Source organism: Romboutsia sp. 1001713B170207_170306_H8 (assembly GCF_015550495.1).
Classification (GTDB): domain Bacteria; phylum Bacillota; class Clostridia; order Peptostreptococcales; family Peptostreptococcaceae; genus Romboutsia_E.
In genome coordinates, this window is record NZ_JADNAX010000003.1 from 464,035 (window position 1) to 487,873 (window position 23,839).

General features: G+C 27.1%; 18 protein-coding genes, 1 pseudogene and 1 riboswitch. Of the genes and pseudogenes, 6 read left to right on the plus strand and 13 right to left on the minus strand.

Annotated elements, in window-relative coordinates; all coding sequences use genetic code 11:
• Nucleotides 1-96: 96 nt before the first annotated feature.
• Nucleotides 97-1,188, plus strand: coding sequence for an AI-2E family transporter (locus tag I2A66_RS09340; protein ID WP_122638575.1), 1,092 nt, complete (start codon nt 97-99; stop codon nt 1,186-1,188).
• 94 nt (nt 1,189-1,282) lie between these two features.
• On the opposite strand, the gene I2A66_RS09345 is transcribed toward I2A66_RS09340, so the two are convergent.
• Together I2A66_RS09345 and I2A66_RS09350 are read right to left on the minus strand one after the other, a co-directional pair.
• Nucleotides 1,283-2,914, minus strand: a complete 1,632-nt coding sequence (locus I2A66_RS09345; protein WP_195251500.1) for an amidohydrolase — start codon at nt 2,912-2,914, stop codon at nt 1,283-1,285.
• Nucleotides 2,915-3,080: 166 nt separating this feature from the next.
• A complete protein-coding gene (locus tag I2A66_RS09350) occupies nt 3,081-4,586 on the minus strand; it encodes a hypothetical protein (RefSeq protein WP_147515785.1) in 1,506 nt (501 codons plus the stop codon).
• A gap of 252 nt (nt 4,587-4,838) precedes the next feature.
• On the opposite strand from I2A66_RS09350, the pseudogene I2A66_RS09355 reads away from it, so the two are divergent.
• Nucleotides 4,839-6,161 (plus strand): annotated as a pseudogene (locus tag I2A66_RS09355) (conjugated bile salt MFS transporter); the annotation flags it as partial.
• 150 nt (nt 6,162-6,311) lie between these two features.
• Here I2A66_RS09355 and eam read toward each other — a convergent pair.
• From eam to I2A66_RS09370, 3 genes are all read right to left on the minus strand, one after another.
• A complete protein-coding gene (gene eam / locus I2A66_RS09360) occupies nt 6,312-7,577 on the minus strand; it encodes a glutamate 2,3-aminomutase (RefSeq protein ID WP_195251502.1) in 1,266 nt (421 codons plus the stop codon).
• Nucleotides 7,578-7,718: 141 nt separating this feature from the next.
• The gene (locus I2A66_RS09365; RefSeq protein ID WP_122638570.1) at nt 7,719-7,925 is read right to left on the minus strand and encodes a hypothetical protein; all 207 of its coding nucleotides are present in this window, start codon (nt 7,923-7,925) and stop codon (nt 7,719-7,721) included.
• A 137-nt stretch (nt 7,926-8,062) separates the two neighbouring features.
• Entirely contained in the window at nt 8,063-9,607 is a 1,545-nt protein-coding gene (locus tag I2A66_RS09370) for an Ig-like domain-containing protein (RefSeq protein WP_195251504.1), read from the minus strand.
• A 228-nt stretch (nt 9,608-9,835) separates the two neighbouring features.
• On the opposite strand from I2A66_RS09370, the gene I2A66_RS09375 reads away from it, so the two are divergent.
• Nucleotides 9,836-11,392, plus strand: coding sequence for a nitrite/sulfite reductase (locus tag I2A66_RS09375; RefSeq protein ID WP_122638569.1), 1,557 nt, complete (start codon nt 9,836-9,838; stop codon nt 11,390-11,392).
• A gap of 255 nt (nt 11,393-11,647) precedes the next feature.
• On the opposite strand, the gene I2A66_RS17655 is transcribed toward I2A66_RS09375, so the two are convergent.
• From I2A66_RS17655 to I2A66_RS09390, 3 genes are all read right to left on the minus strand, one after another.
• Complete coding sequence (locus I2A66_RS17655; protein WP_195251506.1) at nt 11,648-11,992, minus strand: cupin domain-containing protein; 345 nt, start codon at nt 11,990-11,992, stop codon at nt 11,648-11,650.
• 110 nt (nt 11,993-12,102) lie between these two features.
• Nucleotides 12,103-13,206 (minus strand): peptidylprolyl isomerase, encoded by a 1,104-nt coding sequence (locus I2A66_RS09385; protein WP_147515782.1) that lies wholly within the window; start codon nt 13,204-13,206, stop codon nt 12,103-12,105.
• A 96-nt stretch (nt 13,207-13,302) separates the two neighbouring features.
• Entirely contained in the window at nt 13,303-14,157 is an 855-nt protein-coding gene (locus I2A66_RS09390) for a hypothetical protein (protein WP_147515781.1), read from the minus strand.
• A 209-nt stretch (nt 14,158-14,366) separates the two neighbouring features.
• Here I2A66_RS09390 and I2A66_RS09395 point away from each other — a divergent pair, with 209 nt between their 5' ends.
• A complete protein-coding gene (locus I2A66_RS09395; RefSeq protein WP_122638565.1) occupies nt 14,367-15,626 on the plus strand; it encodes an NAD(P)-dependent oxidoreductase in 1,260 nt (419 codons plus the stop codon).
• A 31-nt stretch (nt 15,627-15,657) separates the two neighbouring features.
• Here I2A66_RS09395 and I2A66_RS09400 read toward each other — a convergent pair whose 3' ends face one another.
• Nucleotides 15,658-16,236: a hypothetical protein gene (locus I2A66_RS09400; protein WP_122638564.1), complete on the minus strand. Its 579-nt coding sequence runs from the start codon at nt 16,234-16,236 to the stop codon at nt 15,658-15,660.
• Nucleotides 16,237-16,483: 247 nt separating this feature from the next.
• Complete coding sequence (locus I2A66_RS09405) at nt 16,484-18,604, minus strand: DNA topoisomerase III (protein ID WP_195251508.1); 2,121 nt, start codon at nt 18,602-18,604, stop codon at nt 16,484-16,486.
• A gap of 315 nt (nt 18,605-18,919) precedes the next feature.
• Here I2A66_RS09405 and I2A66_RS09410 point away from each other — a divergent pair, with 315 nt between their 5' ends.
• On the plus strand, nt 18,920-19,510 hold the full coding sequence (locus tag I2A66_RS09410; protein WP_147515779.1) for a CD3073 family putative ECF transporter S component: 591 nt from the start codon (nt 18,920-18,922) through the stop codon (nt 19,508-19,510).
• A 41-nt stretch (nt 19,511-19,551) separates the two neighbouring features.
• On the opposite strand, the gene I2A66_RS09415 is transcribed toward I2A66_RS09410, so the two are convergent.
• Nucleotides 19,552-20,793 (minus strand): glutamate-5-semialdehyde dehydrogenase, encoded by a 1,242-nt coding sequence (locus I2A66_RS09415; RefSeq protein WP_122638561.1) that lies wholly within the window; start codon nt 20,791-20,793, stop codon nt 19,552-19,554.
• Nucleotides 20,794-20,809: 16 nt separating this feature from the next.
• On the minus strand, nt 20,810-21,622 hold the full coding sequence (gene proB / locus I2A66_RS09420) for a glutamate 5-kinase (RefSeq protein WP_147515778.1): 813 nt from the start codon (nt 21,620-21,622) through the stop codon (nt 20,810-20,812).
• A 306-nt stretch (nt 21,623-21,928) separates the two neighbouring features.
• Nucleotides 21,929-22,016: riboswitch (glycine riboswitch) on the plus strand.
• Nucleotides 22,017-22,265: 249 nt separating this feature from the next.
• On the opposite strand from proB, the gene I2A66_RS09425 reads away from it, so the two are divergent.
• The gene (locus I2A66_RS09425; protein ID WP_147515777.1) at nt 22,266-23,642 is read left to right on the plus strand and encodes an alanine/glycine:cation symporter family protein; all 1,377 of its coding nucleotides are present in this window, start codon (nt 22,266-22,268) and stop codon (nt 23,640-23,642) included.
• 77 nt (nt 23,643-23,719) lie between these two features.
• Here I2A66_RS09425 and I2A66_RS17775 read toward each other — a convergent pair.
• Nucleotides 23,720-23,839, minus strand: a 120-nt coding sequence (locus tag I2A66_RS17775; protein WP_195251511.1) for a sodium ion-translocating decarboxylase subunit beta, incomplete at its 5' end; no start/stop codon positions are given.

The following is a 23,839-nucleotide window of genomic DNA, read 5'->3' on the forward strand; positions in this document are numbered from 1 at the left end:
AAAATCTATAGGTATTGCTAATATTTTTATTGTATAATACTACTATTAATTATATTGAAGTTAATTTAATTTATATGACTAAAAGGATGTGTTGTTTTGAAAGAAAAAAAGATTTACTTAAATATTGTGCTTACTGTAGTTGTCTCATATATATTAATTAAATTTATAGATAACTATGATTATTTTTTTAGTATAGTAAGCTTATTATTATCATTACTTACTCCATTTGTAATAGCATTTATATTAGCTTACATACTTAATCCAGTTGTAAATTTTATTGAAAAAAAACTTAAGTTAAAGAGGATATTTTCGTTATTTATAACCTATGGATTTTTTCTTATTTTACTTGGCGGATTTATAATTTTTACAGTTCCATCTTTAATTGAAAGTATTTCTGATATAGTAAATCAATTACCAACTTATGCTAAGCAAACTCAAGATTTTTTATTTAAGTTTGGTGAAAGCTTAAAAACTATTGACCCTAATACCTTAAAAGATGTTATGAATAAAATTATGTCTGCTATGCCTCAATTTAGCAACTTATTTATAGGTTATATTGGTAATATATTCAATACTACATTTTCTATAGGTAAATTTATAATACAATTTTGTTTAGCATTTATTATATGTTTTTATATTCTTTTAGAAAAAGAAAGTTTCTTATCTTTTTCTAAAAAATCGGTGTACATAGTTTTTGGCAGAAAGTTTGGAAATTTAATATTAGATATTTGTAGTAATTTAAACTCTAATATCGGTAAATATTTCTCGGGAAAAATTTTAGATTCAGCTATAGTTGGGTTATTATCAGCAATAGGTCTTTATTTTATAGGATCTAAGTATTCCATTCTATTTGGTACTTTAGTAGGTTTCATGAACTTAATCCCGTACTTTGGTCCTGTTATAGGAATGACGCCAGTTGTAATAATCAACTTATTTTATGATCCTAAAATAGCCATGTTCTCTTTAATATATTTGATTTTAGTTCAGCAAATAGAAGTTGCTGTAATTGAACCTAAAATAGTTGGAGGTCAACTTGGACTTAGTCCATTTTTAACAATACTTGCAGTTACAGTAGGTGGAGGATTCTTTGGAATACCTGGAATGATTTTATCAGTTCCTATAATGGGTGTCTTAAAAATATATATTGTCAAGTTTGTTGAATCAAAAAATATTGATCTAAGTAATTAAATAAAAAATAAAAGTCTATTTCATATTGAATGAAATAGACTTTTATTTTTGACAATTTTATACTCAATTTATTACTTGATAGCATTATTATAGTTTATTTTTTAAAAATTGTATTTCCTTCTTTTATAGTTTCTAAAACTTGTACAGTTTCTAATTCTTCAACTGGTATGCTTAATAAATCTTTATCAACTATAACTATATCAGCTACTTTACCTGGTTCTAATGACCCTTTAGTGTCTTCTTCGAAATACTGATATGCTCCATTTATAGTAACAGCTTTTATAGCTTCCATTACTGATATTCTTTGATGCTCACCTAAAACTCTACCAGATTCAGTCTTTCTGTTTACAGCATTGTGTATACCTAATATCTGGTTAGGCATTTTTACTGGTGGATCTTGATGTATAGTAAACTTAATTCCTTTTTCTAATGCCCATCCCATTGGAGATATGTTTTGAGCTCTTTCTGGACCAAAAACTTCATCATGGTGTAAATCTCCCCAGAATCTTACATGGTCATTAAAGAATGTAGGTACAGCACCTAAAGCTTTTACTCTATCTAACTGATCATATCTTAAAGCTTGACAGTGAACCATAACCGGTCTTAATTCTGTTCCATGTCCTGTTATTTCAACAGCTCTTTCATAACATCTTAAGAATTGTTCACAAGCCTCATCACCATTTACATGAGTATGAACTTGAATGTTCATGTTTATACAATCAACAAAGTATTGAGTTACTACATCATCATTTTGAGTTCCATATCCACAGTAATCTGCTGGTTGTCCTTCTGGTACAACATGATATGGCTTACTTAACCAAGCTGTAAATCCTTGAGGTGAACCATCTAACCAAGTTTTAGCACCTGCTAATTTATAATGATTGAAGTATTCTCTTTTTGGAGTACCTTCATCCTTCATTAAGTTTTTAGTTGATGGTTGAGTAGCAAGACCTACAACATCTATTATTAACATATTATTTTGAGCACATGCTCCTAATATATGGTTGTATCCGTTAGCTTCTTCAACAGATGCATCTTGAGTTGTTGTTACTCCTAATGATGCATATAATTTTTGAGCTTTAACCATAGCTTTTAATATTTCTTCAAATCCTGGTGCTTTTACAATTTTTTTCTTTTCACTATCTAATATAGCATTTTCTTCAAGTACTCCATTTGGCTCTTTAGAATCAGGAGATACAGTTCTTACAACTCCACCTTCTGGAACTTCATAATCTTCACCTACATAACCATATAATTCTAGTGCCTTAGAGTTTACAGCAGCTAAGTGTCCTGACGCATGAGAAACTGATATTGGAATTTCTGTGCTTATTTTATCTAAATCAAACTTAGTTGGATGTTCTCCACCTTCAAATTTAGTATTATCATATCCAAATCCTATTAACCAATTATCTCCAGCAGGAGGATCATTCTTTAATGACTCTTCTAATCTAGCTAATAATTCTTCTTTAGATGTAACATCTCCTAAAGTAACTATCATTAATGTTTGTGCAACAGGAACTATATGACCATGTGGATCTATAAATCCTGGAAGCATAGTCTTACCACAAAGATCCACTTTTTCAATTGATTCATCATATTTATAAAGTATCTCTTCATTAGTTCCTAACTCTTTAATTAATCCGTCTTCAATTACTATTGCTTCTTTTACAGATTCATTCTTATCTACAGTTATTATATTTCCATTAAAATAAATTTTTCTAGTCATTACTTTATCTCCCTTACGATCGCATTTATGTTTCAAACATGTTTAAAACATGATTTAAGATTAATTCCTTTTAAAAAATAAGTCAACTGTATAAAAATCTTTTTAATATGCTCTTTTTCAATTAATTCAATATTACCTTGAATAATTCAAGTTAATTCTAGAGTATTTAATTTTTATAATTTTTATTAACAATTTTAGCATAGGCTATTGCTTTATTTATACGTTCTAGTATTTCTTCTTTATCACTAATTATTGAAGATTCATCACTATTCCAAATAGTATCAAAGAATTTATCACATATACCCTTAAACTCAGTATCGTTTATTATTTCATAATCACCTACTCCATTATCTATATCTTTAGGTAATATATTTATACTTCTTGATAGATATATAGTTGGGTTTTTATTTTCCTTAAATGTATCTATTAAACTACTCTCTATAAGCTTAACTTCAACTTTTGATGATTCTAATATTATTTTTTCAATATATTTTAAATGTTTTTCTCTTTGCTCAAATGTTAATTTCACTCTATTATTAAAGAAATTTAACTCTCCAGAAGATATATATCTTTTTAGCTCAGATTCACAAATTAAAACTTTTAGCTTTGATTGGTAAGTTACATTTTGTAAAAATATATTTATATTGTTTACTTCCTCTAAAACAGATTTATCATTCTTAAATGTAGAACTACATACTTCTTCAAATATATCTAGTGGCATGAATATTTCATTCATAGATCCTATTAATAATCTTAAATCTTGCCCCATAATATATTGAGTATATACTTTCTCTTTTATTAAATTTGTTGAAGATATACTATTTACCAATGGTTTACCTTTATTTTTTAATATCTCCTCTAAATTATAGTACATATCATCTACAATTCTTTTTTCTCTTGACATAGTTGTAAATAAACACTGATCTCCTCCAGAGTAAACCGCACTATGGAATATTCTATTTTTTATAACTGAAATTATAGAATCAGAGTTAATATTACAATTATATATTTCAAACTTCATTTTAGGATAAAGTGTAATAAGATTTATCAATAATATGGTATTAAATATTATATCTTTGTCATCACCACTAAAACCTGTTAAAAATCTAATCTTTAACGTACTATGATCTTCCGTTTTAGATAAATCATATTTCATACGTGCAATTGACATCTTATCACTAATATTTAACTTATATAGATTAGCATAGATTATTAAATCTAGTTTATTAACTTTAGTAATATATGCTTCTAAATCTTTAGATAGATATTTTTTTCTCAATCTAGGATTAATATGAATCATTCCATTGTAATGATCTTCACAATGTGTATTTTTATATACATTTGGCAAACTCTTTTGAGACGTTTGCATATACGCTTCTTTTAAATATTCTTCAATATATTGTTTTAATATGTTTGTATTGTCTATATCAGCACCCATTTCAAAGTAATCAAGAATATCTTGCATTGAAGTAGCTGTAAGGGAATTAACTATGAATTCTGATGTTGACTTACATATACTTGATATACCTTTTTGAGTTGGTAAATTCTTACCATTAATCCATTTACTTATATATGAGTCATCATATCCTAATGCATTTGCTAACGCGCTTTTCTTTTGATTTGATAAATACAGTAATTTTTCCAGTAATTCTCCAAATGTAATACTTCTCACTTACTTTCCTCCGCTTATTTTAAATTTGTTAGTACTACTTATTATTCAATTAACTTTGTTCCATTATTCTAAGTATAAATTATTTTATACATTTTTTTATTGAATTTTTTTGTATTTTTATTCAACTTGATTCAAGTTTACTCTCTGTTGTAATGTTCTTTTCAAGTTTTTCTATGATAGTATTTTATTGTTCGGTAAACAAATTCTGACTGATTGTGACATTTATCGAGACTAAAATTAAATAAAAAAAGGAGAAAAAGCAAAATGACTACTTTAAGTAACAATAAAAAGTCTAAGTTTGCTACAGGCTGGCTTATAGTTGTAGCTTGCATGCTTATACAAGCTATACCTTTTGGAGTTGCATCTAATATACAACCTCAATTCGTAAGTTATGTCGTAGAAGAAAATGGTTTTACACTTGCTGGTTTTTCACTAATATTTACATTAGGTACAATTGTATCAGCAATAGCATCTCCATTCATAGGAGCTATGTATAACAAAATAAACCTTAAAACTATGTACTTATTAGGAACAATTCTTTCTGGTGGAGGTTTCTTAGCCTTTTCTATGTGTAAAGAATTATGGCAATTCTACATAGTTGCAGGTATTGTTCAAGTTGGTACTGCTGCAATATCTTCAATAGGAGTTCCACTTTTAATAAATGGTTGGTTTGATGAATTATCTAAAGGAAAAGCTCTAGGACTTGCTTTTGCTGGAGGATCTATAGGTAATATATTCTTACAACAAATAACAGCTTTCTCATTAGCTAATAATGGTGCATCTAAATCTTACTTACTTTTCGGTTTACTTTCATTAGCTGTAGGTATACCAATAACGCTATTATTCTTAAGAATGCCTAAAGATAGCTCTGAGATTGTTAAAGGTAAATCGAACAGTAATGTTGAAGATAAATCTTCTGATAGCGAAGAAATCGATTGGGGATATTCTTTAAATGAAGTTAAAAATATAAAATTCTTCTGGATATTTGCATTAGGATTATTCTTCTTAGGAATGTATGTTTCTGCTTTAGCAGTTCAATATCCAGCTTACTTAAAACTTCACTTAAAAATAGACCCTATGATAGTTGGTATGGTTGGTTCTATATTCGCTTTATGTTCTTTAGGTGGAAACCTATTTGGTGGAATAATATTTGATAAGTTAGGTGTAACTAAAGGTCTAATAGTTGCTGCTATATTAGCTGCTACTTCTTGTTTAGCATTAATGTTCGCTGGACAAATGCCAATACTTGCTCAAGTATTCGCTGCGTTAAAAGGTCTTTCTGTATTCGCTTATATGATGGGACCATCTTTACTTGCAGGTTCATTCTTTGGTAAAAAAGAATTCGGTGCAATATTAGGAGTAGTTCAAATATTCTTTGCTGTTGGATTTGCTGCTGGTTCATCTGTATTCGCATTATTAGTTGATAAAGCAGGATACAGCGTTGCATGGACAACTATATTAGTGTTTATAGGAGTATGTTATACATCTCTTGTAACTGCATCTATAGGTATGAATAAATTAAATAAGCAAAGAATAGAAAAATTCAAAAATAATAGTATAAAAGAAGCTATATAGTAATAATTAATATTAATTATTTAGCACGGTTATATTATTTTAGCTGATAAATAACTTAAATGTTATTTATAATAAATTTTACTAATTAAAACTAATAAAAAAAAAGGCTTAAAATTGTTAAAATTTTAAGCCTTTTTTCTATAATTTTATTTAAGCTAAAGTATTTTTTATTAAAGATTTTATATCCTTCGCTGGAGTATCTTCAACTTTTATAACTTCGCCTTCCCAAGTTCTTATCTTAATATAATCTGTTCCTTTTGATATTAAATATTGAGGAAGTAAAGGAGTTTTACCTTTACCCTTTGGAGCATTTATTATGTATGTTGGTATAGCCATACCAGACGTATATCCTCTTAAATACTCCATTATTTCCATTCCATCATCCACTGATGTATTAAAGTGTCTAGTTCCTTTTACATGCTTACTATGGAATATATAATATGGTCTTACCCTTATTTTTAATAATTCATGATTTAAATATCTCATTATAAATTTATCATTATTTACACCATTTAATAAAACAGCTTGATTTCCTAATGGAACACCGATATTAGCTAATTTTTCACACGCTTTTTTAGTTTCTTTTGTAATTTCCATAGGATGATTAAAATGTGTATTTATATATATTGGATGATATTTTTTTATCATATCACAAAATTCGTCAGTAATTCTTTGAGGCATAGTAACTAGTGTTCTTGTTCCTAACCTTATATAGTCAACATGTTTTATTTTTCTTAGTTCACTTATTATCCATTCTAACATACTATCATTTAATGTTAATGGATCACCTCCTGTGATAAGTACATCTCTTATCTCAGTATTTTCTCTTACATAATCTATAGATTGTTGTAAAACTTCTTTTGATTGTTGACAATCTTTTTGTCCTATATTACGTCTTCTTTGACAATGTCTACAGTACATAGCACATTCATTTGTAACATTTATTATTAATCTATCTGGATATCTTCTAGTTATGCTTCCTGCAGGATTTGTAAATTCTTCTCCCATTGGATCTAAATCACTTTGTTCATCTTCTAATTCTATAAACGATGGTATAGACATTAATTTTATTGGATCAACAATATCCTCAGGATTAATTAAACTTAAATAATATGGAGATATTGCCCATCTAAATTGACCTTCAACTTCTTTGATTTGATTTATTTCTTTTTGTGTTAATTTTAATATTTTAGACAATGTATCTACATCTGTTATTCTATTTGATAACTGCCATTTGTAATCATTCCAATTTTCTTCTGTTCCGCCTAGAACACTTAATATATGTTTTTTTCTTTTATCTATTTCTTCTTCTAATTCCAATCCATTTGGAATTTGTTTTCTTATTTGAATATAATCTTCTATTCTTGATTTTAATTCTGAAGCTCTTTCTAGAGAAATTCTTGTACTTTCGTTCATAAAATGTTCATCAAGGATCTATAGTTTCCTTGACTTCCCCCCTTCTTTTGTTGTTTTTATATTTATCCCTAATTTAATTCTATCATAAAGAAAACATTTTTCCAACAAATCTAAACATTTTAGATTTTAATATGCTACTCTTTATGTATTTTCATCAATTTTTTTACTTAATCTTCCCATCATATTTTTTGCAAAATTTGAAATATCATCTGGTACACATTTTGATTCAGCTAATAAAAGATATATTTCTATAGCTCTTTTGTAATCTTTTTTTCCAGCATAAGCTTTATATGCTTCCTTTGACAAATCTTTTGATGCTATACTAATTCTTTCATATCTTCTTTTCACTGTTCATCTCTCCAATACAAGTATTATATTTACTTATAAATTCTATTTTTATTTACACCAATTTATTACATAAATTAGTGTAAATATGCATAATAAAAAGGATAAACTTCAAGCTTATCCTTTTTATTATTTTAAAATTATTTAAAAACTTTTATATCACTTCTAGCTATTTCATTTCCATTGCTTATTGCACATACATATATTTCTATATCTATATTCTCACTTATATTAACTGTGTAGTTAGTATCAATTAAATTAGATGCTAATAGTTTAAATTCATCATTTCCCTCAGCCATGTCTTTTATATAAATATTATATTCACAGTTATCTATTGAGTTCCATTCTAAATTTATTATATTATCATCTTTATCTATATTTGCGATTAAGTTAATAACATCTTCCTCAATTTCTTCAATAGAGTGTTTTATATTAGTTATATTACTTATATTTGTATTTCCTTTATCAGTAACACCTACAACATAAATATCTAAATCGATATCTTTTAAGTCACTTATATCTACTTCTATAGTAGTTTTTATTTTACTTTCATTATCTAGGTCAATCTTATCCATTATTATAGATTTAACTAAGCTATACTCTTCACCTAATGAGTTGTTTTTTAAGTATATATCATAATTAAATATTTCAGATATACTACTCCATGTCAATGTAATTATCATCTTATTATCTTCTATATCATATGATGATATTAGATCTTGTATAGATTGATTAATTAATGGTTCTTTTACAACTTTTACAGTTATTATTTTACTTTTTTTATTCCATCCAACACCACATGATACCAATACTTTTTCTTCGCCTTCTCTAAGTCCTACAATAGTTCCATTTGGATCCAATCTTATTGACCTTTCTATTGGAAGTTTAGATTCTAATAATTGATACTCTATATCAGGATTTTTTAATCCTCTTGGATTAGTAATTATTTTAGGTTGTATTTTTTTTATAGATCCAACACCTAATTCTATAGAATCATCAATTTCCATTTTTTCTACTTTTGCATTTATTTTATATCTAATTGAATCTACCTTATCCCCTGATTTAGCATAAATAGTAGCACTACCTACGCCTACAGCCTTCACTTCATTATCTTCAATTTTTAATATATCTTCATTTGAGCTTTCATAAGTAACTTCATATGAATCTTTAAATCTTTTATAATCTACTTCCACACTGCTATTTATTTTTGCACTATCTCCTACAAAAACCAAGCTTCCATCTACCTGTAGATTTAAATTTTCAACCTGAGGATCTACTACTAACACAGTAGCTTTTTTTAATACTCGTGAATCCTTAACAATAGCAATTGATGAATAGCCTTTTTTTATCCCTATTAATGTAGCAGTATTCTCTTCTTTATCACTATTTTCAATAATTTTAAGTGATTTATTATTATCCAATATTTTAAAACTTATATCTGGGTCTTTTGCGTAATTAGGTATTTTTATATAGTCTCCACTAGATAAGGTTACTTCCTCTCCTAATCTTATAACATATTTATCTATATCTTGAATATAATCTCCATTAATTATTTTTATTTCAACGCCCTTTATCATAGGTTTTAAAATTCCAAATTTAAAAAGATAATATTGAGCTATAAGTAATACAGGAATCATAATTATAATAGCTAATTTTCTATGTTTGTCATCTTTAATAATCCTCATACACTCACATCCTTCAGATTATTCCTATATTTATAATTTTCTTGTCTTAATTATAAACCATAAAGTAAAAACTTAAAACAAAATACTACTAGTTTATTTCTTTTATTTAATTATATCACGTCTTTTATATATAATATATTTTTAACTTTAAAATAAGTATATATAATATTTATACCTTTTAACGTAAATAATATATTTTGAAAACAAATATATAGTTGAGGTGTAAAAATGGATAATTTAAAAGAAAAATTATTAAAAGAAATTCCTAATTTTAAAGAATTTTCTTTAAAGTTTTTTAATGGTGAAATACCTAAAATGGAATATAAAAGATTTTCAGGCGGATATGGAGTTTATGCACAAAGAGATCAAAAGTCTTTCATGATTAGACTTAGAGTTTCTTCTGGTGTGTTATCTCGTTCTCAACTACATACTATCTACCAAATGGCAAATAAGCATAACTTAAGCCATATACATTTGACAACTAGACAAGCTATACAATTACACGGATTAGATATTGATGCTATTTGCAACATTATGGAAGAAGGAATAAATAATAATATATTTACTAGAGGTGGTGGAGGTAATTTCCCTAGAAATGTTGGTTTATCTCCTTTGTCTGGAGTTGATAAGAATGAAGCTTTTGATGTAGCGCCTTACTCTATAGCTACAGATAATCATTTTATAAATAAAATTACAACTTATCATTTACCTAGAAAATTAAAAGTTTCATACTCTAATTGCGAAAGTGATACTGCTCACTGTACAGTACAAGACTTAGGATTTATAGCTACAATAAAAGATAATCAACCATATTTTAAAGTATTTGTTGGTGGTGGGTTAGGACAAAATCCATCGGTTTCTCTACAATTAGATGAATTAATTAAACCATCAGATGCACTTTATTATGTTGAAGGTCTTACTAAAATGTTTATGGATCATGGAGACTATAAAAATCATAGTAGAGCAAGAGTAAGATATATGGTTAGCAATCTAGGAGAAGATGAATTTTTAAAAATTTTCAAAGAATATGTTGCTAAAGAAAAAGAAAAAGGTGGCCTCGATCTTAATCCTGAACCAATAAAATATGATGAAGGTGGCACTGAATTAGATATTTTCAACACTAGATTAATAAAACAAAAACAACAAGGAAGATATGCTGTTTATATCCACCCTATTGGAGGTCTTTTATCTCTTAGAGATTTGAAATCTTTGTTATATGAATTGGATAAATGTAAAAACCCTATGATTAGATTAGCAATGACAGAAGGCTTATATATTATAAATCTTGATGGAAATGAAGCAAAAAAAATCCTTGAGATAACTACTAATATAAGTGGGAATACTAGCATAGAAAAAAGTGTAGCTTGTATAGGCGTTCCAATTTGTCAAATTGGAATTCAAAATAGCCAACAAATGTTACAAGATATAATATCATTTTTTAAAGATAATGGAAATGACGATATACTAAATGCTATTCCTAGAATATATATATCAGGTTGTATGAATTCATGCGGTGTGCACCAAATAGGAGCCATTGGATTAACTGGTAAAAAGAAAAAATCCGATGGACAATTAGTAGATGCTTTTGGAGTGTTTGTTGATGGCGATTTCAAATTAGGTAAAACTAGACTGGGTAGATTTATAGGTGATTTCAAAGCTACAGATTTGCCAAAATTATTATTTGAAATAGGAACCGCTGTTAATAACAAGAAAAAAGATTTTTATACTTGGATAGATGAGGATAATGATGAACTAGAATCTATAATAACTAAATTTAAAATATAATAAATAAAGTAGATTTTGGTTAAAATAATATTACTAGAATTGCCTAAGGTTATAAGCAGTACTATATTTTTACTATATCATGATAACCATATAAATATGACATCACCCACCATAGTTTTTTTATATTATATAAATTTATCATTGTTTATATTGATATAAATATAATAAGTGTTCTAGCCTCTATCTAACTAATTAGTCTTAACTTCCCTTAGGCAAATCTATTTAAATAATGCTCTGGAATACCAGAGCATTTATTTATTCATATAAAACTAATGCTATTAACTCTAAATCCTCGTTTCCTATGTTTTCTATATAATGTTCATTTCCATCTGCAGTATATATTACATCACCTTCATTAACTTGAATAAGATCACCATTATCTAAGACTTGCCCTGTTGCTCTTAAAATATAATATACTTCAAAATCTTCAGTATGATCATGCATCCCTATAGAATTACCTTTTGGTATTGTAATTTTAGCAAAAAGTTTTCCTTTTCCCTTAAATTCATCTCCCTTAATTATATGCTCCCTTTTTACATTACCTTTTCCATTTCTTAAGTTTCCATCCTCAATGAATAAATCGCTCTTTTTTTTAATCACAATCTCATCTCCCTTTATACATTTTATAATATCATAAACTTATACATTTTTTATAATCGTATAATAAAAATAAGGTAACTAATATATTAAGTCACCTTATTTTTTTAAAATTATTCTTTTATTTCTACCTCATATTTTTCTAGTACATCGTCTATTAATGTATTTTGTTTATTATAAGATAATTCACTTATTAAAGACTCTTTTTCATCATCAAATGAAGAATATTGTTCATCAGTCTTTATAATTATATGATATCCATAATCAGTTTCTACAACCTCATCATAAATTTGACCATTTCCTAAAGAAAATGCTGCTTTTTCAAACTCTTCTACCATATCACCAGATTTAAAAAATCCTAAGTCTCCACCATCTGTTGCACTACTGTCTTCTGAGTATTCCTTAGCTAAAGAAGCAAAATCTTCTCCATCTTTTGCCTTTTTTAATATTTCTTCAGCTTTTAATTTGGCCTTTTCTTTTTCTTCATCACTTAATTCATTTCCATCATCATCAGTTGTTTTTATTAATATATGTGATGCTTTAACCTTTAAAAATTCATCTTTATTTTTATCATAATAATTTTGAGCTTCTTCTTCAGTTACCTCTGTTGATTCTTCTAAGTATTTTATAGCAATTAATTCTTTTTTTAATTCTTCTTTAAGAGACTTCTCAGTCATATTAAATTCTTTTAAATACTCATCTTCTGTCATTCCAAACTGATACTCTATTGAACTCATTGTACTTTCATATTCAGAATCTACCTCATCATCTGTAATACTAACATCATTTGCTATTGCCTCTTTATACATAGCTTCTACAGTAGTCATATAATCTAACATACTATATTCATATGATTCTATCTCTTCATCACTTAACTTGGTATTTCCTTGTAAATAGAAGTATGGATCCATCATTGATTGTAGCTGTTTACCTGTAATAGAGGTATCTCCAACTGTAGCATATACCTTACCTTTACTGTACGTCTTTGAAGTGGCTGGTAAACCTCTACCTACACTTTTACCATATGTAAATCCTATTACTAAGCAAATAACACCTACTAGAGTAAATGATATTACTTTTTTAACTATATCTTTTTTTATATTTACTTTTTTTAATCTTTTCTTTTTCTTATTAGTTTTGTCTATATAATTTATAGAGTCAGTAGATTCAACTACTAAATCTTCTTTATTTTCTCTTACACCCTTATCTTCTGACATAAGTTCCTCCTAAAAATTTATTCTATATTTATATTACATTATTTATTATCAGAAAGTGTGAATACTAAATGAAAGTAAGATGAATTTATTATGAATTTATATATTCCTTAAACTATATCTTATTTCATATCTACCAACTTTGTTATATCCATGTTTTAATTTATAAGTAATTTCATTTTTATCTTTATTTAAGTAATCACAACAACTTACTAAAGACTTAAATACTTCAATTACTTCTCCTTTTTGATTCACTAACTCAATTTTTTTATTTCCACCTCTTTTAATTATAGTCCCATACTTTGTAAAGTAATCATCGTATTCTTTATCTATACACTCAAATTTATAATGCATCTTCAACGGTTCAATTTTATCACTTGATAGAATTTCTTCTCTTTTTTCTTCAGAAATTTTATTTGAAAATATTTTATCATTTAAATAATTAAATAATTCAATTGGAGTTTTATTGCTATTTAAATACTCGCTTTCATCTTCCATTGATTCTCCAAGAGATTCTTTTAGATAATTAATTGCAATTCCCATATAATCTGTATGTCCATATTTTAAATTTTCCTTTATGTATGACAGTGGTACTTTTAATTTTCTGCTACACTCCTTGTATGTATTAAACTCTAATACTTCTTCGCTATATAAATCTATAGCCCTTATTCCTCGACCTCTATTTATTTTAATATTTTTTATATATTCCTCATTTTCTTGTAAGAATTTCTTTACATTATCCATTTCTTCTTTCGATATAATTTCTTCTGCGTCTTTTTTACTATCTTCATTAATTTTTACTTTAAGTAATTTGTCTGTTTCTAATTTTTCTTCATTAATTTCAGCTATAGAAACTTCATTTTCTGCATTAACAACTTCTATATTATTGCTAACCTCTTTTAAATTTTCTGTTTGTTTTTTCTTATTAATTAAACTAAAAAGCTTTTTAAACAATTATGATTCCTCCTAAGCAGTACTATTTATCTTTTTTTACAATATCATATATAATATTACTAAAATATACATATTTAGTAAACTATAGTAGTTAAAAAACAAAATATACATTTATCTTTTATCTTTGTTAAAATATAAATTAAATTTCACTTTACTTTTTTGATATAATATAATCTAAATAATAAAATTAATACTACAAGGGGGATATTATGAATAATCTTTTAAATGAAGCAAATAATTGTCTTTTATGTAAAAACGCTAGATGTCAAAAAAATTGTCCAATTAATACTCCAATTCCAGAAATAATAAAACTTTTTAAAGAAAATAATTTCGAAGAAGCGGGTAAAATACTTTTTGAAAATAATCCCTTATCTTCTATATGTGCAATTGTATGCCCACACGAGAATCAATGTAGTGGTAACTGCATAAGAGGTATAAAAGGTGAACCTGTGCATTTTTATGATATAGAAAAAGAAATTTCATTTGAATATTTAAAAAATATGAAAATTACAAAACCCGAGTCTAATAATTTAAAAGTAGCTATAGTTGGTTCTGGTCCAGCTGGAATAACAGTTGCTTTTGATTTAGCTAAAAAGGGATATGATGTTACTATTTTTGAGAAAAATGAAAAAATAGGCGGAGTATTAACTTATGGTATACCAAGTTTTAGACTGCCTGAAAATATAATTAATTTACTTGGTACAAGATTAAAAGAATATGGTATAAAGATAAAAATAAATTCTTTAGTTGGACCTGTTGTAACTTTAGATAAGCTTTTTGAAGATGGATATAAAGCTATATTTATAGGTACAGGTGTTTGGAATCCAAAAAGATTGAATATTAAGGGTGAAACTTTTGGTCATTGTCATTATGCCATAAACTATTTAAAGAGTCCTCACCTTTATGACTTAGGTGAAAAAGTTGTAATAATAGGTGCTGGTAATGTTGCTATGGATGCAGCTAGAAGTGCAAAGCACTATGGAGCTAAAGAAGTATATATAACATATAGACGTGATTTTGAAGATATGACTGCTACTAAGCATGAAATTAATGATGCTAAAAATGAAGGTGTTTTATTTGATACTTTTAAATCACCTGTTGAAATAGTAGATGAAGGTATAATACTTGCTGATACAAAAAAAGTAACTAATGAGGATGGTTCTACTTCACTTATTACTATCGAAAATAGTGAAAAATTAGTTGAGTGTGATTCTATTTTAATTGCAGTTAGTCAAGAAGCTAAAAATAATATAGTAGTTAATAATAAAGGATTAGATGTAAAAAGAGGAGGTCTTTTACATACTAATGAATTTGGACAAACAACAAGAGAAGGTGTATTTGCATGTGGAGATGTTGCCCATGGTGCAAGTACAGTTATAGAAGCTGTCGTTGCCGCTAAGAGAATTTCTCAATCTATAGATGCATATATACAAGGAACTTTAAATGATGAAATTGAGTTTACATCATAATATTTATAAATAAAAATAAGAATATCTCAAATTAATTTGAGATATTCTTATTTTTTAATTTTAAGGTGAAATATGGTATAGATATTATAGAACCTATAAGTGCATCAATCATATCAATCATAGTATCTTTTAATCCACCAATTTGTGTATGCATTCCGAATAAACTATCTATAGTAAATTCTAATATTTCCCACATACTTGCAATTCCCATTACAAACATAAATAAAAAAGTAATTATAAAAATTATATTCATATTATTTATATTTTCACTATTATTAAAATACTTAATAATTAAATATGCTATATTACATGTAATTATTCCTGAATATAAGTGTAAAAAATCATCATAATGATTTATATTGTAGAATTTAAAACAAGTTCCAAGTAATACAGATATAAAAATAAAAAACGTTAAATTCACAAATATACCATTATCTAAAAGCTTATTATATTTTATATTTATTATACTTAATGCTATGGTACCTATTATACAAAGCCCTATTGTGATTATTTTTTGCATTTCATTCTCTTTAAAAAAGTAAACCGAAGAAGCTAAATATATACTATAAATAACAATTAAAAAACACTTTATGATTTTTTTATTTTTCATTACAATACCTCTTTAACATAATTTAGTAAAGGATTTGATGAGCATGCTTAAATCATCTTTAATTACTTCATCTTCTAAAGTATTATACGTAATAATTTGAGTTTTCATATCGTTTAATATCCCCATAAATTTATTATATATAAGTACCTCCTTACTTATAATTCCTATAAAAAGTATAGCATAATTACGCATAAAAAATATGGTATATAGAAATTGATGCTTTAATTTCCATATACCATATTTTATATTATTTTTTTAATTTTAAAAGAGCTTCTGCAAATGGGTTATTAAAAGCTTCATCATTTTTATTTTGATTTTTTAAATACTTTTTTATATCTTTTTTAGATGCTTTGTTTTTTTCTTCTTTTTTACGCTTATTAAATGCTGATAACTTTTCTCTATATCCACATTTACAAACAAAAATTCTTCCGTCACCTTCACCTTTTAATTCTAACTTTTTATGGCAATTTGGGCATCTAGAATTAGTAACTTGTGAAATAGTCTTTCTAGTATTACATTCTCTATCTTCACAAACTAGCATTTTCCCTTTCTTTCCATTTACCTCAAGCATATATTTACCACATTCTGGACACTTATTTCTCGTTAAATTATCATGCTTAAATTTATTATCACTATTTTTTATTTCTTTAACAATATCTTTAGAATAATTATTTATTTCCTTTAAAAATACATCTTTACTTAGTTTTCCTTTCGAAATGTGATTTAGCTTACATTCCCATTTTGCTGTAAGTTCTGGTGTTTTTAAATCACTTGGGACTAAGTCTAACAATTGTCTTCCTTTAGATGTTATGTGTATCTCTTTTCCTTTTTTCTCTACTAAAAATGAATTAAATAATTTTTCTATTATATCTGCTCTAGTTGCCACTGTACCTAAGTTATTCTTTTCCATAGATGTAAGAATTGTACCTTCATTTAGATATGATGGAGGATTAGTTTTTCCACTAGTTTTATTGATCCTACTTATATCTAATATATCGCCTTTCTTTAAATCAGGTATACTATCATAATCCTCTTCATCATCTATATCTTTATAGTTTTCTTTCCACCCTAAGTTAATTATTTTATTTCCTTTTAACGAAAACTGTTCACCTTCTATTTCACCTATAGCTATCGTTTGAACATATTCATATGGAGGACATAATACACTTAAAAATCTCTTTACTACTAAATCATAAATCTTTCTTTCCTTATCACTTAAATCGCCTAAAAATACTCTTTCTTCTGTTGGTATTATTGCGTGGTGATCACTTACCTTAGAATCATCTACAAATGATTTATTTCCTATTAATTTAGATTTTAATAATTTTGTACAAATTCTAGTATAGTCACTTACATTTACCGCTTTTATTCTATCTTTTAAGGTATCTACTATATCTTCAGTTAAATACCTAGAATCTGTTCTTGGATAAGTAAGTATTTTATGGTGTTCATATAGCTTTTGCATTATAGATAATGTTTCTTTAGCTGAATAACCAAATATTCTATTTGCATCTCTTTGTAATTCAGTTAAATCGTATAGCTGAGGAGAATATTTCTTCTTCGTGCTTTCACTTACTTCAATTATTTTTAATTTATTGTCATTTATCTTTTCAATAATAGAGTTTATTTTATTTTCACTAAATGTTGATTCACTTTTATTTTTATTATCTTGCCATATAAATTTTAATTTACTATTCCCTTTAATAGTATTAACTTCTATACCATAATAATCTTTAGGTTTAAATTTTCTTATTTCGTCTTCTCTTTTTAATATCATACCTAATGTTGGAGTTTGTACTCTACCACAAGAAAGTTGAGCATTGTACTTAGTTGTTAAAGCTCTAGTTGCATTTATACCAACTACCCAGTCAGCCTCTGACCTTGCTATTGCTGAATAATATAAATTATCATATTCTTTTCCATCTTTTAACTTGTTGAAACCATCTTTAATAGCCTTGTCAGTATTAGATGATATCCAAAGTCTTTTTAATGGCTTACTTGTTTTAACTTTATCTATTATCCATCTTGCAACAAGCTCTCCTTCCCTTCCTGCATCAGTTGCAATTACAATTTCATTTACATCATCTCTATTAATTTGTGATTTTACTACATTAAATTGTTTACTAGTTTTTTTTATTACAACAGTTTTTAAATAATTTGGAAGTATCGGTAGATCCTCTATATTCCAATTTCTATATTTTTCATCATAACTCTCTGGGTCTGCTAAGGTTACTAGATGTCCTAAAGCCCATGTAACTATATATTTAGGACCTTCTATATATCCATTCTTGTCATTTTTACAACCTAATACTCTAGCTATATCTCTACCTACTGAAGGTTTTTCTGCTAAAACTAATATTTTTCTCATAAGGTATTCCTTTCTATTTTCATCGCTAAAATCTATCAAAACTTAAATCTAATATACATTTTTGACTTTCTTTATTATTCTACCATTACTATGTTCATATGTTTAGTATAAATAAGTCATCTAGTAAAAAAATATATAAATTAATATCTGTTATATTTCTACATATTCTTACTTTTAATTCCAAATATATATATATATTTATCCTTAAAATAACTATCCATAATAAATACTGATGGTTATATATCTTAGTATAAAAAATTGCAATTTCAGTTATTATTCTCTTTAATCTACACTTTATCCTAAAGGGGTGGTTATATGAAAAATAAGTCTATTACATTTGTATTTTGTATTTTTATTAATATTATCTTAGGATTATTTGTACAAGTTTTAAATATTCCGTTATTATTTTTAGATACTGTAGGCACAATATTCGGTGCAGTAACATTAGGTCCAATTTTAGGTGCTCTTATTGGTGGATTATCAAATATTATATTAGGTTTTGTCTCAAATCCTCTTACATACTCATATATTCTTGCTAACATTGCCTTAGGCTTAATAGTTGGATTTATTTCTAATAAGAGAGGCTTTTCTTATAAAGAAGCTTCTATTGTTGGGGTTATACTTTCTATAATATGTCCTTTAATTAGTACTCCAATTTCTTTATATCTATTTGGAGAACTTAATAGTAATGGATCTAGTCTATTATTAGCTATATTATCTAGATCAAACGAAATAATTTTTAGTGGCGTTTTTATACCTAGATTAGTAAGTAACATGGTTGATAAAATTATTTCATGTTTATTTGTAGCATTTATATTAACTAAAATATCTCAAAAGTATATAAGTAAAATTGATGAAGCAAAAAAAGAAAGTCAATTAACAGTTGAATTAGTTGAAAATAATTAAAAAATAGGCTTACTCAAAATTTATTTGAGCAAGCCTATTTTTTATCTAACTTGACCATTACCATAAATAATGTATTTTATAGTAGTTAATTCTTTTAATCCCATTGGTCCTCTAGCATGTAATTTCTGTGTGCTTATTCCTATCTCTGCTCCAAATCCAAACTCTGATCCATCTGTAAATCTAGTTGATGCATTTACATAAACTGCTGCTGCATCTACTCTTTGTAAGAATTTTTGAGAGTTTTTGTAGCTTTCTGTAACTATACATTCTGAATGTCCTGTTCCATATTTATTTATATGAGATATTGCTTCATCTAGATTTTTTACAACCTTTATAGCTATTATATAGTCTAAATATTCTATATTCCACTCATCATTGACAAAATCTATATCGTTAACTATAGATTTTGATATTTCATCACCTTTTACTAATACATTTTTTTCTCTAAGCTCTTTTACTATCATTGGCAAAAACTCTTTTGCTATCTTTTCATTTACTAATAATTTTTCTGCTGCATTACATACGCCTGGTCTAGATGTTTTAGCATTTATTATAATATTTTTAGCCATATCAAAATCTGCTGTTTCATCTACATATATATGACAATTACCTGTTCCAGTTTCTATTACCGGTACTGTAGCATTCTTTACTACAGATTGTATAAGTCCTGCTCCGCCTCTAGGTATTAATACATCTATAAATTCATTTAGCCTCATCATCTCTGTTGCAACACTTCTAGATGTATCTTCTATAAGTTGTATTGAGTTTGTTGGAAGCCCTGCTCTTTCTATTCCCTTTTTTAAAGCTTTTACTATCGCTTTATTAGAATTTATAGCATCACTTCCTCCTCTTAATATAGATGCATTTCCTGTCTTTAAACAAAGACCTGCTGCATCACACGTTACATTCGGTCTAGATTCATAAATTATACCTATAACTCCTATTGGAACTCTTTTTTGACCAATTTGAATACCATTAGGTCTTTGCCACATAGATGCAACTTCCCCAACTGGATCTTGTAAATTTACTATCTCCTTAAGACCTTTTGCCATTTCATTTATTCTTTCATCACTTAAAACTAACCTGTCTAGTAGTGATTCTGATATTCCTTTGTTTTTCGCATTTTCTATATCTTTACGATTAGCATCTAATATTTCTGATTTACTATTTATAAGCTCTTCTGACATTAAAGTAAGAGCATTATCTTTTTCTTTTGTTGATAAAACTCCTAATTCATAAGATGCATCTTTTGCACTTTTACCTATGACTAATAAATTACTCATATTTTTCCCCCTAAATTTATTTTCTTTTTCCCACAAATAAAGTTCCTATCTCTTTTCCATTTAAGATATCTAAAATTATTTCTGGATCTTTACCATTGGCTAGAATCATATCTATACCTTGTTCCGTGGATTTTTTAGCAGCTATCAATTTAGTAGCCATTCCGCCAGTTCCTAAATCACTTCCAGCTCCACCTGCACATGCCTCTAGCTCCTCTGTTATTTCTTCTATTTCGCTAATTAATTTTGCATTATTATTGTGTCTTGGATCACTATCATAAAATCCATCTATGTCTGATAATATTATCAATAAATCTGCATTTATTAATAAAGATACTATAGCTGATAGGTTATCGTTATCTCCAAAATTAACTATATTTTCTATTTCATCTATAGATATAGTATCATTTTCATTAACTATAGGTATTATTTTTTTTTCTAAAAGTATATCGAAAGTATTGCAAACATTATTTTTAATTCGATCATCTTCTATAACATCTCTTGTTAACAATACTTGACCTACTGTGTGGCTATATCCTCCAAAAAATTTACTATATATATGCATTAATTCACATTGTCCAACTGCAGATAATGCTTGCTTTTCTCTTATATCTTTGGGCTTTTCTTTTAAATTTAGTTTACTTACTCCAACACCTATAGCACCAGAACTTACAAGAGTCACTTCTTTCCCTGAATTAACTATATCTGATAATACTCTTGTTAATTTCTCAATTCTATTTAAATTAATATTTCCATTATCGTATGTAAGAGTCGATGTCCCAACCTTTACTACAATTCGTTTTGCCTCTTTTATTTTGCTACGAAAGCCCATTTTTTCTCTCTCCTTAGATTATTATTTTTTATATTCTATCTATGAAAATATGTTACTATACCTGTTTTACCTTATCAAGAAAAAATGTTTTATATTTAAAATTTTTGATCTTTCATACCTTGTTTCACTTTCCCTATATTTAATTTTTATTAATCTTATTGACATATTTCTAAATATTGTATACGATTACTAATAAATAAGTGCTATAACAAATCAATATCCGTTGAAGCTTTATAGAAGAGTTATCGTTTAGATACGCCGAAGGAGTAACACTCTCAGGAACTTTTATAAGTAGGACTGTAAAGCTTAGGAAACTCTGGAGAGACCCATTAAAGGGCGCCGAAGGGGCAAGGCTTATGCTCAATCTCTCAGGCAAAAGGACAGGGATTATACTATTATTTATGTTAGTATCTATAAATTATTATAATTACTTTAGTTTAACTAAGTATTATTTATAATTTTAATTTATATATAATAACTAAAATTATAGTTTCCATGCATATCCAGAGCTAAGTCATATAGATTTAGCTTTTTTTATTGCATTAAAATTATTAATATTTTATATTAAATTCCTGTCAATTAGTTCATTTAAAACCTCATTGATTTTGTAAAGCATAAAATAATATTATGGAGGAATGTTTTTATGAATTTAATTGATCTATTAAACAATATTGACTCATTTATATGGGGGCCACCTTTACTTATTCTTTTAGTAGGTACTGGTATATTTTTTACTTTTAAATTAAATTTTTTACAAATTACCAAATTACCTAAAGCTTTAAAACTAATCTTTTTTGCTGAAAATGATGGTAGTGGCGATATTTCAAGTTTCGGTGCACTATGCACTGCACTTGCAGCTACTGTTGGTACAGGTAATATTGTTGGTGTTGCTACAGCAGTAAAGGCTGGTGGACCTGGTGCACTATTTTGGATGTGGGTTGCTGCATTCTTCGGTATGGCTACTAAGTATGCTGAAGGTGTTCTAGCAATAAAATATAGAACTAAAGATAAAAACGGTCAAATTTCTGGAGGACCTATGTACTATATCTTAAATGGTATGGGTAAAAAATATAAACCTCTAGCTATGTTTTTCGCTTTTAGTGGTATATTAGTAGCTTTACTTGGTATAGGTACATTCACACAAGTTAATGCTATTACAGATGCTATAAAAGGAAGTTTGGGTATTAACCCTAAAGTAACAGGCATAGTGCTTGCTGTTTTAGTTGCATTGGTAGTATTTGGAGGACTTCAAAGTATTTCTAAAGTTGCTACTAAAGTAGTTCCTTTTATGTCTATAGCTTATATAGTGCTATGCTTATTGATATTAGGAACTTATATTAAAGAAATACCAATAGCATTTTCTTTAATAATAAAAGGTGCATTTAATACCACAGCTGCATTTTGTGGTTTTTTAGGTGCAACTGTATCTATGGCAATTAGAAATGGTATTGCTAGAGGTGTATTTTCTAATGAATCAGGTCTTGGTAGTGCTCCAATATCTGCAGCTGCTGCTAAAACAGAATGGCCTGCTGAACAAGGACTTATCTCCATGACGGGTACTTTTATAGATAGCTTAATCATTTGTACACTTACAGGTTTAGCCCTCATATTATCAGGTGTTTGGAAATCTGATTTTAACGGTGCATTAATGACTCAAGCTGCCTTTAAAAGTATTTTACCTACAATTGGCCCTTTATTCTTAACTCTTAGTTTAAGTTTATTTGCCTTTACTACAATACTTGGTTGGAGCTATTATGGTGAAAGGTGTTTCGAATTTTTATTTGGTGTAAAAGGAATAAATGGATATAGAACTTTATTTGTTTTAATGGTTTTACTTGGAGCATTTTTAAGATTAGAAGTAGTTTGGATTATAGCTGATATTGCTAATGGATTAATGGCTTTGCCAAACTTGATTGCACTACTTTTCTTGTCTCCAGTGGTTGTGTCTGAAACTAAATTATATATGACTCATTTAGATAAAAAATCAAGTATTAAAGAAAGTAAGACTATGGAAATGTAATTATATAAAATAAAAGGTAATTGATTTTATAATAATTTATTATATAAAATCAATTACCTTTTTGTAGTATTTAATTATTAAGCAAAGAACTTAAGTAATATACCAGCTGCTACCGCAGAGCCTATAACACCTGCTACATTTGGACTCATAGCATGCATTAATAAGAAGTTTGAAGGATTTTCTTCTTGCCCAACCTT

What these genes read in the sequence shown, in the direction of transcription:
- I2A66_RS09370 (WP_195251504.1), bottom strand. Translation starts at nt 9,607, where the DNA reads ATGAGGATTATTAAAGATGACAAACATAGAAAATTAGCTATTATAATT.
- I2A66_RS09345 (WP_195251500.1), bottom strand. Translation starts at nt 2,914, where the DNA reads ATGACTAGAAAAATTTATTTTAATGGAAATATAATAACTGTAGATAAG.
- I2A66_RS09415 (WP_122638561.1), bottom strand. Translation starts at nt 20,793, where the DNA reads ATGAGTAATTTATTAGTCATAGGTAAAAGTGCAAAAGATGCATCTTAT.
- I2A66_RS09425 (WP_147515777.1), top strand. Translation starts at nt 22,266, where the DNA reads ATGAATTTAATTGATCTATTAAACAATATTGACTCATTTATATGGGGG.
- eam (WP_195251502.1), bottom strand. Translation starts at nt 7,577, where the DNA reads ATGAACGAAAGTACAAGAATTTCTCTAGAAAGAGCTTCAGAATTAAAA.
- I2A66_RS09375 (WP_122638569.1), top strand. Translation starts at nt 9,836, where the DNA reads ATGGATAATTTAAAAGAAAAATTATTAAAAGAAATTCCTAATTTTAAA.
- I2A66_RS09395 (WP_122638565.1), top strand. Translation starts at nt 14,367, where the DNA reads ATGAATAATCTTTTAAATGAAGCAAATAATTGTCTTTTATGTAAAAAC.
- I2A66_RS09405 (WP_195251508.1), bottom strand. Translation starts at nt 18,604, where the DNA reads ATGAGAAAAATATTAGTTTTAGCAGAAAAACCTTCAGTAGGTAGAGAT.
- I2A66_RS09410 (WP_147515779.1), top strand. Translation starts at nt 18,920, where the DNA reads ATGAAAAATAAGTCTATTACATTTGTATTTTGTATTTTTATTAATATT.
- I2A66_RS09385 (WP_147515782.1), bottom strand. Translation starts at nt 13,206, where the DNA reads ATGTCAGAAGATAAGGGTGTAAGAGAAAATAAAGAAGATTTAGTAGTT.
- I2A66_RS09400 (WP_122638564.1), bottom strand. Translation starts at nt 16,236, where the DNA reads ATGAAAAATAAAAAAATCATAAAGTGTTTTTTAATTGTTATTTATAGT.
- proB (WP_147515778.1), bottom strand. Translation starts at nt 21,622, where the DNA reads ATGGGCTTTCGTAGCAAAATAAAAGAGGCAAAACGAATTGTAGTAAAG.